The sequence below is a fragment of the Haloarcula sp. DT43 genome (assembly GCF_037078405.1).
Taxonomy (GTDB): Archaea; Halobacteriota; Halobacteria; order Halobacteriales; family Haloarculaceae; genus Haloarcula; species Haloarcula brevis.
Map to the genome: position 1 here is coordinate 319,796 of NZ_JAYMGZ010000002.1, position 15,408 is coordinate 335,203.

At 67.1% G+C, this 15,408-nt stretch carries 19 protein-coding genes and 1 tRNA gene; 13 read left to right on the forward strand and 7 right to left on the reverse strand.

Translation table 11 applies throughout. The features are described 5' to 3' along the window. Positions 1–49: 49 nt before the first annotated feature. A complete protein-coding gene (locus VI123_RS08920; RefSeq protein WP_336337709.1) occupies positions 50–1,663 on the reverse strand; it encodes a DUF255 domain-containing protein in 1,614 nt (537 codons plus the stop codon). Positions 1,664–1,744: 81 nt separating this feature from the next. Here VI123_RS08920 and VI123_RS08925 point away from each other — a divergent pair, with 81 nt between their 5' ends. The 4 genes from VI123_RS08925 to VI123_RS08940 all read left to right on the forward strand — a co-directional run bounded on the left by VI123_RS08925 (position 1,745) and on the right by VI123_RS08940 (position 4,853). Beyond that, positions 1,745–3,121: a cytochrome P450 gene (locus VI123_RS08925; RefSeq protein WP_336337710.1), complete on the forward strand. Its 1,377-nt coding sequence runs from the start codon at positions 1,745–1,747 to the stop codon at positions 3,119–3,121. 63 nt (positions 3,122–3,184) lie between these two features. Next, the gene (locus VI123_RS08930) at positions 3,185–3,730 is read left to right on the forward strand and encodes an FxsA family protein (protein WP_336337711.1); all 546 of its coding nucleotides are present in this window, start codon (positions 3,185–3,187) and stop codon (positions 3,728–3,730) included. A gap of 81 nt (positions 3,731–3,811) precedes the next feature. After that, a tRNA-Ile gene (locus tag VI123_RS08935) sits at positions 3,812–3,885 on the forward strand. Between the two features lie 110 nt (positions 3,886–3,995). Continuing rightward, positions 3,996–4,853, forward strand: coding sequence for a hypothetical protein (locus VI123_RS08940; RefSeq protein ID WP_336337712.1), 858 nt, complete (start codon positions 3,996–3,998; stop codon positions 4,851–4,853). Positions 4,854–4,885: 32 nt separating this feature from the next. Here the strand turns inward: VI123_RS08940 and VI123_RS08945 are convergent, their stop codons facing one another. Beyond that, positions 4,886–5,299 (reverse strand): arsenate-mycothiol transferase ArsC, encoded by a 414-nt coding sequence (locus tag VI123_RS08945; protein WP_336337713.1) that lies wholly within the window; start codon positions 5,297–5,299, stop codon positions 4,886–4,888. Positions 5,300–5,511: 212 nt separating this feature from the next. On the opposite strand from VI123_RS08945, the gene VI123_RS08950 reads away from it, so the two are divergent. Beyond that, the gene (locus VI123_RS08950; RefSeq protein WP_336337714.1) at positions 5,512–5,667 is read left to right on the forward strand and encodes a DUF7560 family zinc ribbon protein; all 156 of its coding nucleotides are present in this window, start codon (positions 5,512–5,514) and stop codon (positions 5,665–5,667) included. 12 nt (positions 5,668–5,679) lie between these two features. Here the strand turns inward: VI123_RS08950 and nreA are convergent, their stop codons facing one another. After that, positions 5,680–6,957: a DNA repair protein NreA gene (nreA, locus tag VI123_RS08955; protein WP_336337715.1), complete on the reverse strand. Its 1,278-nt coding sequence runs from the start codon at positions 6,955–6,957 to the stop codon at positions 5,680–5,682. A 100-nt stretch (positions 6,958–7,057) separates the two neighbouring features. On the opposite strand from nreA, the gene VI123_RS08960 reads away from it, so the two are divergent. Genes VI123_RS08960 through VI123_RS08970 form a run of 3 tightly spaced genes read left to right on the forward strand, consistent with a single transcriptional unit; the run spans position 7,058 to position 8,636 of the window. Further along, positions 7,058–7,453, forward strand: coding sequence for a hypothetical protein (locus tag VI123_RS08960; RefSeq protein ID WP_336337716.1), 396 nt, complete (start codon positions 7,058–7,060; stop codon positions 7,451–7,453). Between the two features lie 39 nt (positions 7,454–7,492). Beyond that, positions 7,493–8,089 carry a ribonuclease HI gene (rnhA, locus tag VI123_RS08965; RefSeq protein WP_336337717.1) on the forward strand — a complete coding sequence of 199 codons (597 nt, stop codon included), beginning with the start codon at positions 7,493–7,495 and terminating at the stop codon, positions 8,087–8,089. Further along, positions 8,082–8,636, forward strand: coding sequence for a DUF7108 family protein (locus VI123_RS08970; RefSeq protein ID WP_336337718.1), 555 nt, complete (start codon positions 8,082–8,084; stop codon positions 8,634–8,636). Before rnhA ends, VI123_RS08970 begins: the two co-directional genes overlap by 8 nt. Positions 8,637–8,714: 78 nt before the next feature. On the opposite strand, the gene VI123_RS08975 is transcribed toward VI123_RS08970, so the two are convergent. Next, positions 8,715–9,074: a PadR family transcriptional regulator gene (locus VI123_RS08975; protein WP_336337719.1), complete on the reverse strand. Its 360-nt coding sequence runs from the start codon at positions 9,072–9,074 to the stop codon at positions 8,715–8,717. Positions 9,075–9,372: 298 nt separating this feature from the next. On the opposite strand from VI123_RS08975, the gene VI123_RS08980 reads away from it, so the two are divergent. The 3 genes from VI123_RS08980 (at position 9,373) to VI123_RS08990 (ending at position 11,582) form a co-directional block, all read left to right on the forward strand. Continuing rightward, on the forward strand, positions 9,373–9,906 hold the full coding sequence (locus VI123_RS08980) for an inorganic diphosphatase (RefSeq protein WP_004593839.1): 534 nt from the start codon (positions 9,373–9,375) through the stop codon (positions 9,904–9,906). Between the two features lie 119 nt (positions 9,907–10,025). Then, the gene (locus VI123_RS08985) at positions 10,026–10,151 is read left to right on the forward strand and encodes a hypothetical protein (protein WP_336337720.1); all 126 of its coding nucleotides are present in this window, start codon (positions 10,026–10,028) and stop codon (positions 10,149–10,151) included. 87 nt (positions 10,152–10,238) lie between these two features. Next, on the forward strand, positions 10,239–11,582 hold the full coding sequence (locus tag VI123_RS08990) for an alkaline phosphatase family protein (RefSeq protein WP_336337721.1): 1,344 nt from the start codon (positions 10,239–10,241) through the stop codon (positions 11,580–11,582). A gap of 5 nt (positions 11,583–11,587) precedes the next feature. Here VI123_RS08990 and VI123_RS08995 read toward each other — a convergent pair whose 3' ends face one another. Both VI123_RS08995 and VI123_RS09000 read right to left on the reverse strand, forming a co-directional pair. Beyond that, positions 11,588–12,661 carry a tubulin/FtsZ family protein gene (locus tag VI123_RS08995; RefSeq protein WP_336337722.1) on the reverse strand — a complete coding sequence of 358 codons (1,074 nt, stop codon included), beginning with the start codon at positions 12,659–12,661 and terminating at the stop codon, positions 11,588–11,590. Positions 12,662–12,744: 83 nt separating this feature from the next. Continuing rightward, entirely contained in the window at positions 12,745–13,020 is a 276-nt protein-coding gene (locus VI123_RS09000) for a MarR family transcriptional regulator (protein WP_336337723.1), read from the reverse strand. Between the two features lie 141 nt (positions 13,021–13,161). On the opposite strand from VI123_RS09000, the gene VI123_RS09005 reads away from it, so the two are divergent. Then, on the forward strand, positions 13,162–13,692 hold the full coding sequence (locus VI123_RS09005; protein ID WP_336337724.1) for a type II toxin-antitoxin system RatA family toxin: 531 nt from the start codon (positions 13,162–13,164) through the stop codon (positions 13,690–13,692). Positions 13,693–13,701: 9 nt separating this feature from the next. On the opposite strand, the gene VI123_RS09010 is transcribed toward VI123_RS09005, so the two are convergent. Next, entirely contained in the window at positions 13,702–14,361 is a 660-nt protein-coding gene (locus VI123_RS09010) for a halocyanin domain-containing protein (RefSeq protein WP_336337725.1), read from the reverse strand. A 117-nt stretch (positions 14,362–14,478) separates the two neighbouring features. Between VI123_RS09010 and VI123_RS09015 the strand changes: the two genes are divergently transcribed. Next, on the forward strand, positions 14,479–15,228 hold the full coding sequence (locus VI123_RS09015) for a hypothetical protein (protein WP_336337726.1): 750 nt from the start codon (positions 14,479–14,481) through the stop codon (positions 15,226–15,228). Positions 15,229–15,408 lie beyond the last annotated feature (180 nt).

Consider the following 15,408-nt stretch of genomic DNA (forward strand, 5'->3'; position numbering starts at 1 on the left):
TATCGGGCGTTTACCGTTTGTCAACGTTTCCGGTCGTTGAATCCGGCCGTCAGTTCTCGCCGGTCAGCGCGGCTTCGAGCTCGGTCGGGGTCGTCCCCTCGGCGACGATAGCGTCGCCGTCGAGGAGCCGCACCGTGCCGTCGCCGTCCGGCTCCGGGACGACGGTGGTCTCGTGGTCGGCCAGCCGCAGCGCCGCGCGGTGGAGGTCGGTCCCCGCGTCGGTGCCGACGGTGAGCGTCTGTGGCTGCTGGAGCCGGGCCGCGACGCCGGCGTAGCCGGCCACCTCGACGCCCATGCGCTCGGCCGCCCCGGCGAAGGACTCGACGGCCGCGAGCGCCGCGTTGCGGTACCGGTCCTCGCCGGTGAGCGCCGCGAGGTCGACCAGCGCGTCGGCCAGTTCCACCGTCGCGTCGAGGGGATGGAGCGAGCGGCCACAGAGCCCCGCCCCGCTGTCGGGCCCGTCGCGGAACGCGCCGCCGCCCTGCTGTCGGTTCTCGATGGTCCAGTCGGCGACCGCTCTCGCCGGCCCCGGTTCGCCCAGGACCTGCCAGCTCGTCGTCAGCCCCTGGAGAAGCTGGGCCTGGTCCAGCAACAGGCCGGTGTCGCTGTCCGCGCCGTCGTAGTGGGCCACCTCGCCGCTGTCGACGAGGGACTCACAGACGGCGTCCCGTGCGCGAGTCGCGTACCGCCGGGCGCGCTCGTCGTCGGTGTAGGCCGCGACCCACAGCAGGGCGTCGATGGCGAGCCCGTTGCGGTCGGCGAATACCGTCTCGTCGACGTTCGGCGGCACCGTCCCCTCGCGCTCGCTCGGCTCCAGCCGGTAGTACTCGTCGGAGCCGGCCTGGCTCGCGGCGAAGGCGTCGCCGGCCCACAGCGTCGTCGTGAGGTAGTCGACGGTCCGCTGGGCGGCGTCCCGGTACGCCTCGGTCCCGGTGTACCGGTAGCCGTGGGCGAACGCCCGGACCAGCGCGGCGTTCTCGTCCAGCAGTTTCTCCCGCCGTGGGTTCCCCCAGTTGCGCTCCGTCGCGTACCGGAAGAAGCCGCCGTCGTAGGTGTCGAGCAAGTGCGTGCGAATCGCTTCGAGCGTCCGGGTGGCCTGGTCCCGCGCCCGGACGAGGGCGAACTCCACGGTCCGCGGCAGCGGGAACTTCACGTCGGCCCCCCAGCCGCCGAACTCGTCGTCGAACGCGCCGAGCAGTTGCTCGACCATGTGCTCCTCGATACGCGGCCGGAGTTCGCCGGCCGGCGGCGATTCGTCCTGGAGCTGTCTGGGGACCGACCCCGCCGCCGCGCCCTGGGCGTCCCAGGACTCCCGGACGGAGTCCAGGATGCCGCGGAACCCGTCCGGCCCGAGGAACGTCGCCCCGGTGATGACCTCGCCGTCGGGGGTCAGGAACACCGTCGACGGGAACCCGCCCATCGTGTACCGCTCCCGGACGCGTGGATTGCGGTCGGCGTCGACGCGGACCGGGACGAACCCGTCGTTGATGTTGGCCGCGATGCGGGGTTCGCCGAACGTCCCCCGGTCCATCGCCCGACACTCGGCGCTCCACGGGACCGTCAACGCCAGCAGCACCGGCTTCCCCGACTCGGCGGCGTCCTCGAAGGGGGCCGGTCCCCACTCGCGCCACTCGACCTTCGTGTCGCGTGCGTACTCGTCCATACCTGCTCTGGGCGGTGGGCGTACAAAGGCCCTCTCACTCCCGGCGAAAGACCGATTTGCGGGGCGACCCAAGCGCCGGCGATGGATACCCCGCAGGCTCGTCACGAAATCCCGGACCCGGTCACGCCGGGCGACCGGCCGCCCCGCCTCGGCCGCGTCCCGTTCCTCGACAACACCGTCGCGATGCTGCGTGACCCGCTCGGGTTCTACGACCGTGCCGGCGCTCACGACGCTGACGTGGTGGGGTACAGCGTCGCCGGGACGACGGGCTGTTTCGTCTGCCATCCCGACCTCGTCGAGCAGGTGCTTGTGACCGACGCCGACGCCTACGAGAAGGGTCGGCTCCTCCAGGACACGCTCGGCCAGTTCATCGGAGAGGGGCTGTTCCTGCTGGAGGGCGAGGAGTGGCAGCGCCAGCGGACGGCGCTCCAGCCGGCGTTCTACCGGGAGCGCATCGCCGCCTACGGCGACACGATGACCGCGTTCGCCGACCGGACGGCGACGGACTGGCACGACGGCCAGCGTCTCGACGTGCGCCCACAGATGCAGTCGCTGACGCTGAACATTCTCGGCAAGACCCTGCTCGACGTGGACATCGAGACCACCGCGGGCGCGCTGGAACCGCTGCTGGACGCGTTGCGCGAGCGCCTGGACCCGCGGTCGCTGTCGGCGTATCTCCCGCTGTGGGTCCCGACGCAGACGAACCGCGTCGTCAATCGCTCGCTAGCCGAGTTCCAGGCCACGCTCGACGACGTCATCGCCGCCCGCCAGCGCGAGGCCGACCGCGCCCGCGAGGCCCGTGACGACGTGCTTTCCCTGCTGCTCTCGCTCGACGACGAGACGATGGACCGCGAGCGACTGGGCCACCAACTGTTGACCTTCCTCGTCGCCGGCCACGACACGACGGCGTTGACGCTGACTTACGCCTGGTTCCTGCTGGCGAACAATCCCGACTGCCAGCGCCGCCTGCACGAGGAACTCGACGCGACGCTGGGGGACCGGCAGCCGACGCCCGAAGACCTGTTCGACCTGCCGTATCTCGACGCCGTGGTGAACGAGGTGCTCCGGCTGTACCCGCCGGCCTTCACCGTGTTCCGCCAGCCGACGGAGCCGGTGACGCTGGGCGGGTACGAGCTCTCCACCGACGCACAGCTCACCCTCCCGCAGTGGCTCGTCCACCGCGACGACCGCTGGTACGACGCGCCAGACGCGTTCCGCCCCGAGCGCTGGAGCGACGGCCTCGAAGCGTCCCTTCCGGACTACGCCTACTACCCGTTCGGGGGCGGCCCGCGCCACTGCATCGGGATGCGCTTCGCCCGGATGGAGGCCAAGCTCGCGCTGGCGACCATCGCTCAGCAGTACGCCGTCGAAGCGGTCACCGAACCGCCGCTGTCGCTGGCGATGCAGATAACGCTGAGCCCTACGGAGCCCGTCGAGGTCCGACTGCGCGAGCGGTGAGCGACCGCCGGTCGACGGCTCCGCTCTCGAAAGGCGTTTGGGGGCGGACCTGCAAGCGGTGGTATGCTCCGGGTCATCGGGCTGTTGCTGCTCATCCCGCTGTTCGACATCGTGTTGCTGGTGACGGTCGCGATACCGTTCCTCGGCCCGCTCGTGACGGTCGCGCTCGTCGTCCTGACGGCGCTGGTCGGCATGCTGCTGGTCCGTGCCGAAGGCCGTGCGACGCTCCGGCAGATACAGCAGCGGCTCGCGGTCGGCGAACTCCCGACCGACGAACTCATCGACGGCGGCCTCCTCATCGCCGCCGGCGCGTTCTTCCTCACGCCCGGTCTGGTGACCGACTTCGTCGGCCTCCTGCTCGCGGTGCCGTTCACCCGTTACCCCGTCCGTGCAGCCACGCGGCGCTGGGTCGTCCAGCCCTACGTCGACGCCAAGACCGGCGGCTTCGCCAGCGGTCAGGTGTACGTCGGCGGCTTCCCCAACGACGACGGCCCCGCCGGTCCCGGCCCGAACGGTCCGGACGGTGGCTCGGGTCCCGGCTCCGCCGGCGGCTCCTTCGACCCCGACGAAGCCACCGACGTCGACTTCGAAGACAACGACGAAAACTGAAGCCCTGACGCGGTTTCACATCCCCAACCGCCAGCGAAACGTTACCCTTTTCAATACCCCTCGGGTACAGACGAATGCGTCGGGCCAATAGCTCAATCAGGTTGAGCGCTCGGCTGATAACCGGGAGGTTCGCGGTTCAAATCCGCGTTGGCCCACTATTCTCGACGCGTCCTGATGCCGTCTGAGAGCCGGCTACGTCGTGACTCGGGCCCCGGGTAGGTCGCCCACCGGAAAAATTTCGGCCCGGCGACCAATCAGTGGCTGTATGCGACGACGCCAGGTCCTCGCGAGCGGAACAGCCCTCCTCTCGGTTCCCGTCGCGGGCTGTGGGCATCCGTCGGTCGTCCTCGACATGGACGAAGCGACGGCGGCCGACATCGTCGACGAGGTTTCGATGTCGCCCGAGCCACAGTCGGTGGAGCACAGGGTCGTCTCCGAAGCCATCGAAAACGGCTCGGCGACGCGCCGGGGTCGCTACGAACTGTTCGACCGCACCGACACGGTCCGCATCGGCGACGCCTTCTACGAGGTTTCGGAGACGGCGCTCGCCACCGGCGAGGTGACGGTCTACGACGTCCGAATCGACTTCGACCCAGCCGACGCGACGGCGACGGTGGGCGAAATCGCCTACGAGGCGTTACCGGCGGTGGACCGAGAGCGCCTCGGCCCGATACTCTCGGACGACGACCCGCCCACCGGGGACAGGTACGACGTGGGAATCGCGTACGGAACCGCTGCCGAGGTGGGCAACGAGTCGGTGTTCGTCCCCGAACAGCAGTACGATATCGTCGTCCGCGACGACGAGCGCTACCGGGTCGCCGTCGAGACGCGGACCGCATCGGAGACCGAATACCGCTACGAGGCCACGCGGGTCGCGTCCGGCGTCGATCCGTTTGCCGACCGGGTACGAGACCGGTATCTGTTCGCGCTGACGGGGCTCTCCGACGCCGAGCGCGAGGTCGTCGAGGCGGCCATCGACGGCGGTTACTTCGAGGACGACGAGGCGTTCCGGTCGGTGACGGACCGCATCCGGGGCCACGAGGGCATCGAGGTCACGGACAGCTACGGGACGTGGCTCCTGGCGTACGAGGGGACCGAGTACCTCACGTACGTCGAGTGGTAGCCGGGGTCGGGGACGCCGGCTGCCGGGGTCCGTTAGTCGGTATGCTCGTCGAACAGGTCGGCGACGCGCGCCGCTATCTCGTCTCGGATTTCCCGCACTCGCTCGACGGACTGTCCGTGTGGGTCGTCCAGCGCCCAGTCGCGGACCGCCACGTCGGCGTCGAGGTCGAGCGTCGAACACCCCATCGTCGCGACGACGGTGCAACTGTTGAGTTCGTCGTCCGAAACCGCCCGCGGGACCCGGTCGGACAGGTCGATATCCACCTCTCGCATGGCTTCGACGACCTCCGGATGCACTTCGTCCGCGGGGTCCGTGCCTCCGGTCAGGATTTCGACCTCGTCGTCGAGCCCGCGACGGGTCCGTTCTCGCTCGGCGAACGCCGCGGACATCTGACTCCGACCGGCGTTCTGGACGCAGACGAACCCGAACCGTAGCGTATCAGCCATACCGGACTGTTCCTGGCGAGCGGAATAACCCTTCCTAAGACCGCTATTGTGGGCTATATATTCGGCGGCCACCGTCCGCTCCGGACGCCGGTCATCCGGAGGGACTGCGAGCCGCCGAGTGGGGGCCGTCCGGCGGGAGACACGTCGGCGAACCTATATTCCCTCCAGATTGAGGGCGCGCGCCTTCGGTCGTCCCCGTCCGTGCCTGCCACATGCCGGAGTACCGCTTCGCGTGTCCCGACTGTGGTGCGTGTACGACGGTCGACGGCGGCGTTCGGGAGCGCTTGCTGGCGGTCGGGTGTCCGGTCTGTGCCGAACCGGCCGACGCCCGGGCGTTCGTCGAAGTCCCGGCACACACCGACACCTGACGGGTCGGTCGATTAGAAATCGCTCAGCTGCGACTGGAGCCCGGCGACGAGTTCGGACTTGCGCCGCAGTCCGCCGAGGCTGACCGGAAGTTGGTCGGCGATAGCCGTCAGCGCCTGTCGGAAGGACTGGGCGGTCCCGGGTTCCCCGTCGAAGGCGTTCCGGACGCCCTCGCGGACCTGCCAGACGCCGACCGGGGCCCAGTAGTCGTCGGTAATCTCCCGCAGCACCAGACACTTCGCCTGCCTGTCGCGCTCCTGGAGGTGTTCGAGGACGCCGAGCCGCGCCGCGTAGTACGCCCCGGCCGTCTCCTCGACGTAGGCGGTCCGTCCCTCGTAGCCCTCGTGGGCACTGGACATGTAGTAGCCGGTTTCGGGTCGCGGATTCCAGACGCTCTGGGGCGCTTTCATCTCGACGAGTTCGAACTCCCAGCGGCCGGGCGCGAGCACGACCCAGTAGCGGTTCCCCATGTACTCGTTGTACCACACCTCCGGCTTGTCGATGGTGTCGGCGTTGCGCAGCGTCCCGCGGACGTACTGGCCGACCGTGTCGTCGACCGCCGTAATCGACCACCGCGTCGGCACCAGCGACCGCTCGCTGGCCTGCCCGAGCGCGCCCGCCGAGAGGATGGTGTTGATGTCGTAGACGTCGAACCCCCGTCGGTACAGGTACGCCATCGCGCCCTCCGCGCGCCAGTCGTCGTCCGACAGCGTCTTCTCGACCGGCCGGGGGACGTGGGGGTTCTCCGCCAGGTCGGCCCCCGTCGCGTGTGCTCGCGGCCCCGTCGGCGTTCCGACGTCGTCGAACGCCACGTCCAGCTCCGGCGTGCCGTCGAGTCCGACCTCCACGTCGACGGGGTGGTCCGCGATGGCGACCTCCCGCTGGACGCCGACGAAGCCGTTCCAGACGTCGTGGACGCCGCCGCGTCCGCTACTGACCGAGTCGACCGACGCCGTCTGCGTGGAGTTGACCATCCCGGTCCGGCGCTGGAGCACGTCCTCGATGCCCAGCCCCTCCTGGTACCACTCGCCGCTGGTCGCGAACCCGGCAGCCGCGGCGTCGGTGTCGACCGGGGAGAGCAGGCCCGTCGAGACGTTCGGATACCCCGAGCGGCCGACGAATATCTCCGGGGCCGTCGACCCGAACAGCGAATCGCCCTGCACCGCGGCCTCGAACTGCCGCTCGACGTCTTCGAGGTGGTCGGTGATGGCGTAGGACTTCTCCGCTGCGAGGCGTCGCCGCTGTGCGGCTTCGTCCTCTTCGAACCCCTCGATGAACTCGTCGAGTTGCATCTGTCACGCCTTCGGCCCTCCCCGATAAGAACCTTTCCGGCGGGCCGTGTGGGAGCAACTCTTACGGGGTTGGGTTGAGTAACAACAGGTGATATAAATCATGGTAGATACAACGAAGTGGGTCCTGTTCGGTGCGACGCTCGTCAGCATCGTCGTCATCTTCGTGTCGGCGCTCATTCCAGTCGCGTACCAGCAGGCGCTGGTCAATCTGCTAGTCGGGGAACTCGCGGCCATCACGCTCGCACACTCCGCCTACCGCGTCTCCTCGGGCAAACAAGTGAGTCCGTTCGCGGGGTCGGTAGCCGTCCTGTCCGGTGTCATCCTGTTTCTCTCGCCGCTCTTCATCGAGCCCGTCGACCCCATCCTGTCGGTGATGTTCGCCGCCGGTGCCGTCATCGTCGTCGGTGGGCTGGCCGGCGTCCTGGGTCGGATACTGGGCGGCGAAGAGGGCCGCCAGACCGGTGCCGAGCGAATCAGCCGGAACGCCGGGAACTGACCGGAACGTCTATACCGACGGGTCGGCCACCCTCGGACGATGCCGGTCATCGAATGCGACGAGACGGCGGCCCGCGAGCGGCTAGCGGAGGCGGGGCTGGACGTCCAGTCGGGCAACACCGACCACGAGCGCTGGCGCGTCGACCACGGCGGCGCGACGGCGGTCGCCTACGACGGCAAAGTCGTCGTCCAGGGCGGGGAGACCGCACGACTGGAGGCCCTGTTGCGCGGCAGCGACGGCGGTCGCGTCCACGCGTACTTCGACGGCGCGTCGCGGGGCAACCCGGGGCCGGCCTCGGTCGGCTACGTGCTCGTCGACGACAGCGGAATCGTTGCGGAGGGCGGGGAGACCATCGGGACGGCGACGAACAACCAGGCCGAGTACGAGGCGCTCGTCCGAGCACTCGAAGTCGCGCGGGACTACGGGTTCGACGAGGTCCACGTCCGGGGGGACTCGGAGCTCATCGTCAAGCAGGTGCGGGGCGAGTGGGACACGAACGACCCCGAACTGCGCGAGCACCGCGTCCGTGTGCGGGAACTGCTGACGGACTTCGACGACTGGCACATCGAGCACGTTCCGCGGGAGATAAACGACCGCGCGGACCAACTAGCAAACGACGCACTCGACGATGACTGACCTGCCGACAGACGTGACTGAGGAGGCCGAACGGCTGACCAGGCTCGCCCGCGACGCGGTCGACGAGGCCGAGGCCGAGGCCTACCGGACCGAACGCGACGACATGCTCGCCGAGTACGACTACACCGCCCGCATCAGGAACGACGACACGGGCGACGTGCTCGTCTGCCACCCCGTCGACTGGGTCGACGACGGCGTCATCCGCCCAGAGCGGGTCGACGACATCGACCGCGGCGTCGAGAGGCGGCTCTCGGGGCCCGGCGACCCGGACGCGTGGGCGGAAATCGACGCGGAAAACCGGGCCGTCGTCGAGGCGGTCACGGACGCCCACGGCGAGACACACGGGGCCAACGCGGAGCTCCTCGCCGATTTCATGGGCAACCACTACGCGAAACACATCTCGGATGCGACGCCGGCGGAACTCGCCGAGTTCCGGGACGACTACGTCCCCCGGAACGCCTGGCCGACCGAGGACCAACAGACGGTCCTCGAAGAGTCGATCCGTCTGGCCGTGGAAGAAGCCGGCGGCCGCGTCCCCGAGACGTAGCGCTTCACCCGCCGGTAGGGAGTGTTTGTACGCGTTAGGAACGGATTACCAGTAGTTCGCAGGTGCCCAGCTGCGAATCTACTGCTGTGCCGCTATCAGGTCGCGGAGTTCGTCGGCCCGGCCGTCCTCGGAGAGGAACTTCCCGAACACCCATCCGAGCTGGTCGAGGACCGCGTCCTTGCCCGTCTCCGTCAGGGAGTACTGGTTCGTCCGCTTGTCGAGTTCGCTCTTCTCGACGAGACCCATCTCGACGAGGTCGTCGAGGTTCGGGTACAGGCGGCCGTGATTGACCTCGTCGTCGTAGTACGCTTCGAGTTCGCGCTTGATAGCGAGACCATACCGCGGCTCTTCAGCGAGTATTACCAAAATGTTCTGCTGAAAAGCGGTGAGTTCTTTTGCGATGCCCGCACTGTCAGTAACTGTTTGTGCCTCTGACATAGTTGAGCAAATGTCAGCAAGCTATTTAACACTTGTTAACGCTGGCGCACAACGCCTTCTGTAGGGGATTAACGACCACACAACTAGCATCCGCATTAGTATAGGAAAATTTATATAAGGTACTTTCGAACAAACTGAGTTCCGATTAATCTGCTTTCAGATTGTCGTTTACAGGTAGTAAGTGTAATTTAAGAATATATCTCTAGTCAGATATTATATTATGTTATATAGGACATAACGGCCGATAGCTGTGGCTATTACGAAAGGATTTTTTGACGGCGTCGCGCAGTCGGCGGTGATGACGAACCTCTGGGAAGACCTCGAAACCGGACCGAACCCGCCCGAAGAGATATACGCCGTCGTCGAGTGCCTGAAAGGCGAGCGTAACAAGTACGAGTACGAGAAGGACATCCCCGGCGTCGTCCTCGACCGCGTCCTGCACTCGAACGTCCACTACCCGTCCGACTACGGCTTCATCCCGCAGTCGTACTACGACGACGAGGACCCCTTCGACGTGCTCGTGCTCGTCGAAGACCAAACCTTCCCCGGCTGTGTCATCGAGGCCCGTCCCGTCGCTCTGATGAAGATGGACGACGACGGCGAGCAGGACGACAAGGTCATCGCGGTCCCTATCGAGGACCCGCGCTACGACCACATCGAGGACCTCGACGACATCCCACAGCAGACCCTCGACGAGATAGACGAGTTCTTCTCGACCTACAAGAACCTCGAAGAGGGCAAGGAAGTCGAAACGCTGGGCTGGGAGGACAAGGAAGCGGCCAAGGACGCTATCGTCCACGCGCAGGAACTGTACGACGAAGAGTTCAACTGAGGCCGTAGCGCGTTTTCGCTCCCTCGCCGGTGTATTTCCAGAAGTAATACCGGCAGACCTCTCCGATTATGTATGAGCATGGGTAATCTTTTGCCCGTGTAGCCGGTACTCACGAGTGTATGGCTACCGACGATACCGACGGGGCTTTGGACCACACGACTGTCGTTCCGCGAGCACAGGGGCGGTCGACGCCAGGAATCGCGCACCTGACCGTGGTTCCGGAGAACGCCGACCGCTCGTCGTGACCGGCCGATTCGGTCGACGATATTGCCGCTTTCGGTGACGCGACTCCGAAAAGAAGTTTCTTGTTCCTGACCTGACTAACGGGTCGTATGGGACTATTCGACCGATTGAAGGGAGACGACGCACCGCGTGTTGCCTTCTTCGGCATCGACGGCGTACCGTTCAGCCTCATCGACGAACACCCCGACGTGTTCCCGAACCTCACGGACATGGCGGCGGAGGGAAGCGCCGGCCCCATCGACAGCATCGTCCCGCCGGAGTCGAGCGCCTGCTGGCCGGCGCTGACGACCGGCGTCAACCCCGGACAGACCGGCGTGTACGGCTTCCAGGACCGCGAGGTCGGCTCCTACGACACCTACGTCCCGATGGGGCGTGACGTGCAGGCGACGCGGCTCTGGGACCGCGTCACCGACGACGGCCGCAACGCGACGGTGCTCAACGTCCCCGTGACCTTCCCGCCCCAGCGGAACGTCCAGCGGATGGTGTCGGGCTTCCTCTCGCCCGGCGTCGACAAGGCCGCCTACCCGGACGAACTCCGGGACCACCTCCAGGACAACGACTACCGCATCGACGTCAACGCCAAGCTCGGCCACGACGACGACAAGACCGAGTTCGTCGAGGACGCACACAAGACCCTGGACAAGCGCTACGAGGCGTTCAAACACTACGTCGAGCAGGACGACTGGGACCTGTTTTTCGGCGTGTTCATGACCACGGACCGGGTCAACCACTTCCTGTTCAAGGACTACGAGCGCGACGGCGAGAACCAGGAGGCCTTCTTCGAGTTCTACAAGCAGGTCGACGCCTACCTCGGCGACCTGCGCGACCGGCTCCCCGACGACGTGACGATGGTCGTCGCCTCCGACCACGGGTTCACCTCGCTGGACTACGAGGTCCACTTCAACGAGTGGCTCCAGCAGGAGGGGTGGCTCGGCTACGCGGACGCCGACCACTCCGAACTCGGCGACATCAGCGAGGACACGAAGGCCTACTCGCTCATCCCAGGTCGCTTCTACATCAACCTAGAGGACCGCGAACCGAACGGCGGCGTCCCGCGGGACATGTACGAGTCCGTCCGCGCCGACCTCAAACAGCGCCTCGAGGAACTCGAAGGCCCGGACGGCAAGAAGGTCGCCGACCGCGTGGTCACCAAGGAGGACGCCTTCCGCGGCGACCACGACGACATCGCGCCTGACCTCACCGTCGTCCCGAACCACGGCTTCGACCTGAAGGCCGGGTTCAAAGGCTCGGAGGACGTGTTCGGCGTCGGGCCGCGAAACGGGATGCACAGCTTCGACAACGCGACGCTCGTGGTCGACGACCCGGACGTCCGCATCGACGACGCCGACCTCTACGACATCGCGCCGACCATCCTCGACCTGCTCGACCACGACTACGACCGCACGAACTTCGACGGCAGCAGCCTCGCCTGAGACGCCTAAAACAGCCCGTCGAGTTCCTCGTTCGTGAACTCGTCGGGGTCGGTCGTCCCGCCCTGTGAGTCGGCCGCCTCGCGGGCGCGGCTCATGAACTCGTCGACCCGCTCGGAGCGTTCGACGCCGGACAGGACGACGAGCGAGGCGATTTTCTCGGACCCGAGCGGGAAGTCACCGCCCCGCACCTCCATGCTGCCGGTCTGGTCTTCCACCCAGCGGCGCGCCCGTTCGACGCCCTTCCGCGAGAGCCGTTCGGGGTCGCCCGCGACGACGAGGAGGGCGGAGTCGGCCTTGACCGCGTTGGGCAGGCTCATGCTCGTGAGGAGGGCTTTTCGGGTGACGCTGGTGATGGTGTTGACGTTCTCGCCGGCGTCCTCGCTGGCCTGTGCGCTGGCGTAGCCGATGGAGGCGATGCCGCCGCCCCGGAGCGTGTTGATTATCTCTGAGGAGTCGACGACGCTCTCGCCGACGCCCTCGACCGCCTCACCGGAGGCAAACAGCAGGCCGATGCGCTGCGAGATGGCGTCGTTGACGCGCTCGAAGCCGGCGGCGACGCTGTCGCCGCTGCCCCGCCAGGCGTCGTTGTCCACGAGGAGGAGGGAGTCGGCCTCGCGGGCGGCGGTCTTGAGCGAGCGGCCGGCGTTGGCCTGGTAGAGACCGCCTTCGTCCCGGCCGGGGAGGATACCGAGGACGTACACCGGCTTCTCGTAGATGCGCTTGAGCTCGCGGGCGAGCATCGGCGCACCGCCGGAGCCGGTGCCGCCGCCGAGTCCAGCGACGACGACGATGGCCTCGGCTTCGGTCGTGATGCGGCCGTCGAGCTCGTCGAGCACCTCGGTGGCGTTCTCCTGCATAATCTGGGCCCCGAGCTCGTTGTCGCCGCCGACCCCGTGTCCTTTCACGCGGTCCTGTCCGATGAGGGCCGTGTCGATATCGAGGTTCTGGAGGTCCGCCCGGGCCGTGTTGACGGCGAGGGCACCGCGGACGGCGTCGAACCCCATGTCGTAGTCGAACTGGGCGAGAGACTGGGTCACTTTGCCGCCAGCCTGCCCGACACCAATCAGGACGACTTTCATATCGGATGTCTCGTGAGGCTGACTAATCAACGTTGTCCCCGGAGGGCGAAGGGGCGCTGTCGGACGCGAAAACGGGCGGGCGGCTACTCGACCTGGAGCGTGTAGATGCGCTTGCGCGCGTCGGCGAAGGAAAACCGGGAGTCGACGACGCCGACCTCTTCGAGTCGGGTGAGTGCGTACCGGACCGTCCGCGGCGGCAGCAGCGTCTCCTCGGCGAGCTGGCTCTGAGTCAGGGTCTCGTTGTACTCCAGGACCTTGGCGACGAGCTTCGCGCTCGGCGGGAGGTCCCGTACGGCGTCCCACCCGCTGTCCTCGGGGTCGCTGTCGGTCTCGGCGGACTGGATGTCGGATGCGCTCATGGTATTTCCCCTGTATCCAATACAGAGTGATAATATTTTCTGTTCACGATTATGCTTTACAGAAATGTTTCGGCAAAAAGCGCGGGCAAGACCCCGGACGACGCCCGAAAGTTTACCTTCGGTACATCCGGTGTCACAGACGTGGACGAAGTCGAGGTTAGCACGGTCGTGTACGTCCCGCCCGAAGAGGTCTACGAGTTCCTGCTGGACTTCCCGGGGTACGCGCGGTACTCAGAGTACCTCGACCGCGTCGTCCAGGACGGTGATGGCTCGCCGGGGACGAACTACGACCTCGTGTTCTCCTGGTGGAAGCTCTCCTACACCGCCCGGTCGGAGGTGACCGACGTGTCGCCGCCGACGCGAATCGACTGGCGCATCGTCAAGGACATCGACGCCGAAGGGTACTGGGCGGTCGAACCGGACCCGGACGGGGTCCCGGCGGACGTGGAGACGGCGTCACGGGTGCGGTTTCACGTGGCGTTCGACCCCGGGTCGGCCTCGGGCGACGCCGTCGACCTCCCCCGGCTGGTCTCGATGGACTGGGTCATCGAGAAAGTCAAGCCGCTCATCCGCAAGGAAGCGACCAAAATCGTTGAACGCGTCGTCGAGGACCTCGAAGGGCAGAAACGGGACGTGGACCTGGAGATTCACACCGGTCCGGACTCGGTGTAGCGCGGCGGTCTATTCGGGCGTCTCGTAGTCGCCGCCGTACCGGATGAAGAAGTACGCGAGTCCCAGCGTCGCGACCATCACGAACGAGGTGGCGACGCCGAGCGTCTTCGCGCTGTTTGGCACTTCGGGCGGGCCGGAACTCCCGCCGCCACCGCCACCGGAGGACTGGGTCGGGTAGTCCGTCCCGACGACGACAGCTCCCTTCATGCCGAGCCCCTCGTGGGGGACACAGACGTAGGGGTAGATGCCGTCCTCCTCGAAGGTGTGCTCGTAGTTGACGCCGGCGCTGGAGACGGCGCTCCCGGAGTCAAGCGGCCCCTCGCCGTCCGAGACGACGTTGTGGCCGCCCCCGTTGCCCGTCCACTCGAACTGGACGGTCGCGCCGTTGTCCACGTGAATCGCGGGCGGGCCGAAGCCGAAAGCCCCACCGTTGGCCTGCACGCCGACCTCCACCGTCGCCGTGTCCTGTCCGGTCGCGTCGGCGACGGAGCCGTCGAAGTTCCCGACCTGGTCGAGGAACCCGCCGAAGTCCGGCGGGCCGCCCCCGCTGCCGCCGCTTTCGGTGCTCTCCTGTGCGGTCGCGGTACCTGCAGCGGCCGACGCAGCCGTGGCTCCCGCCGCCGTCCGCAGAAAGCCCCGACGGGACACGTCCGCTCTACCGTCTGTCATACCTGACCGTTTGGGGCTCCCCGTCCTGAATATGTCGGTTTCGAATCGGCCCTCAGAGACGACGCGCCGCCCCCGGTGCCGTGAAACATTTAACGCCGGTAGGCCGAAACCACCCGTATGTCTACCGGAAGCCACGGGGTCGTCGGCGGTATCCGTATCGACCTCAACCGCCTGCACGAGACGTGGATGGAGCTCGTGTATCCGCGCCAGCGAAACGCCACCGACACCGTTCTCGGGACGTGGACGCCCGATTCGGCGGTCGGGATGGCCCTCTACCGGCTCTGGTCGGCGCTCGGGGTCCCGGTCATCGCGCTGGTCTACCCCCTGGTGCTGTGTGGCGTCGTTCTGCGGTACCAGACACGGCGCATCGACGGCACGGCGACGCGTCTCGGCGTCGTCGGCGTGGTCCTCCTCTCGGCGCTCGTCTGGGGCGGCCTGGCGGCGCTCGCCCGGTACGAGCCGGGCCGCATCAACCTCGTGTCCGGTGGGTTCACCGCAGTCGCCGTCGCCGGCGGGGTGGCGACGCTGTCGGCCGCACTCGCCGTCACCTTCCGACGGGTCGGCGGGCGCGGGACGACCGTCGTGCTGGCGTACCCGTTCGCCGTGACGGCGGTCTTTCTGCCGCCGGTCGTCGCGGCGCTGTACTCCACGACCGTCGCCGCCGTCGTCATCCCCGCCAGCGACTCGCTGTCCCGGTGGTTCCTCTACGAAGTGCTGGCGTCGGTCGGCCTCGCGGAGTTCTTCATCCAGAACTTCGAGCGGGACGACATCGCCCACATCCTCATCTGGCTCGGCATCTCCATCCCGGTCGGGTGGGTGCTCGGCCTGCTGGTGACGCTCGCGGACCTCGTGCGCCCGACGGAGTGACTGCAAAGCTACCGTGTAGACGACTCCGGCGACAGCCCGGGCTTGAGTCCGTCGAGGCACTTCCCGAGCATAATGGCATTTTGCCGCTTGACAGTGATTCCGCATAGAATCCTGTCCCAGTCAATACGCAGTCCTGCCGGTAACCGAGTGGCGTTGAAATCGGAGTCAGGGTCGTTGTTC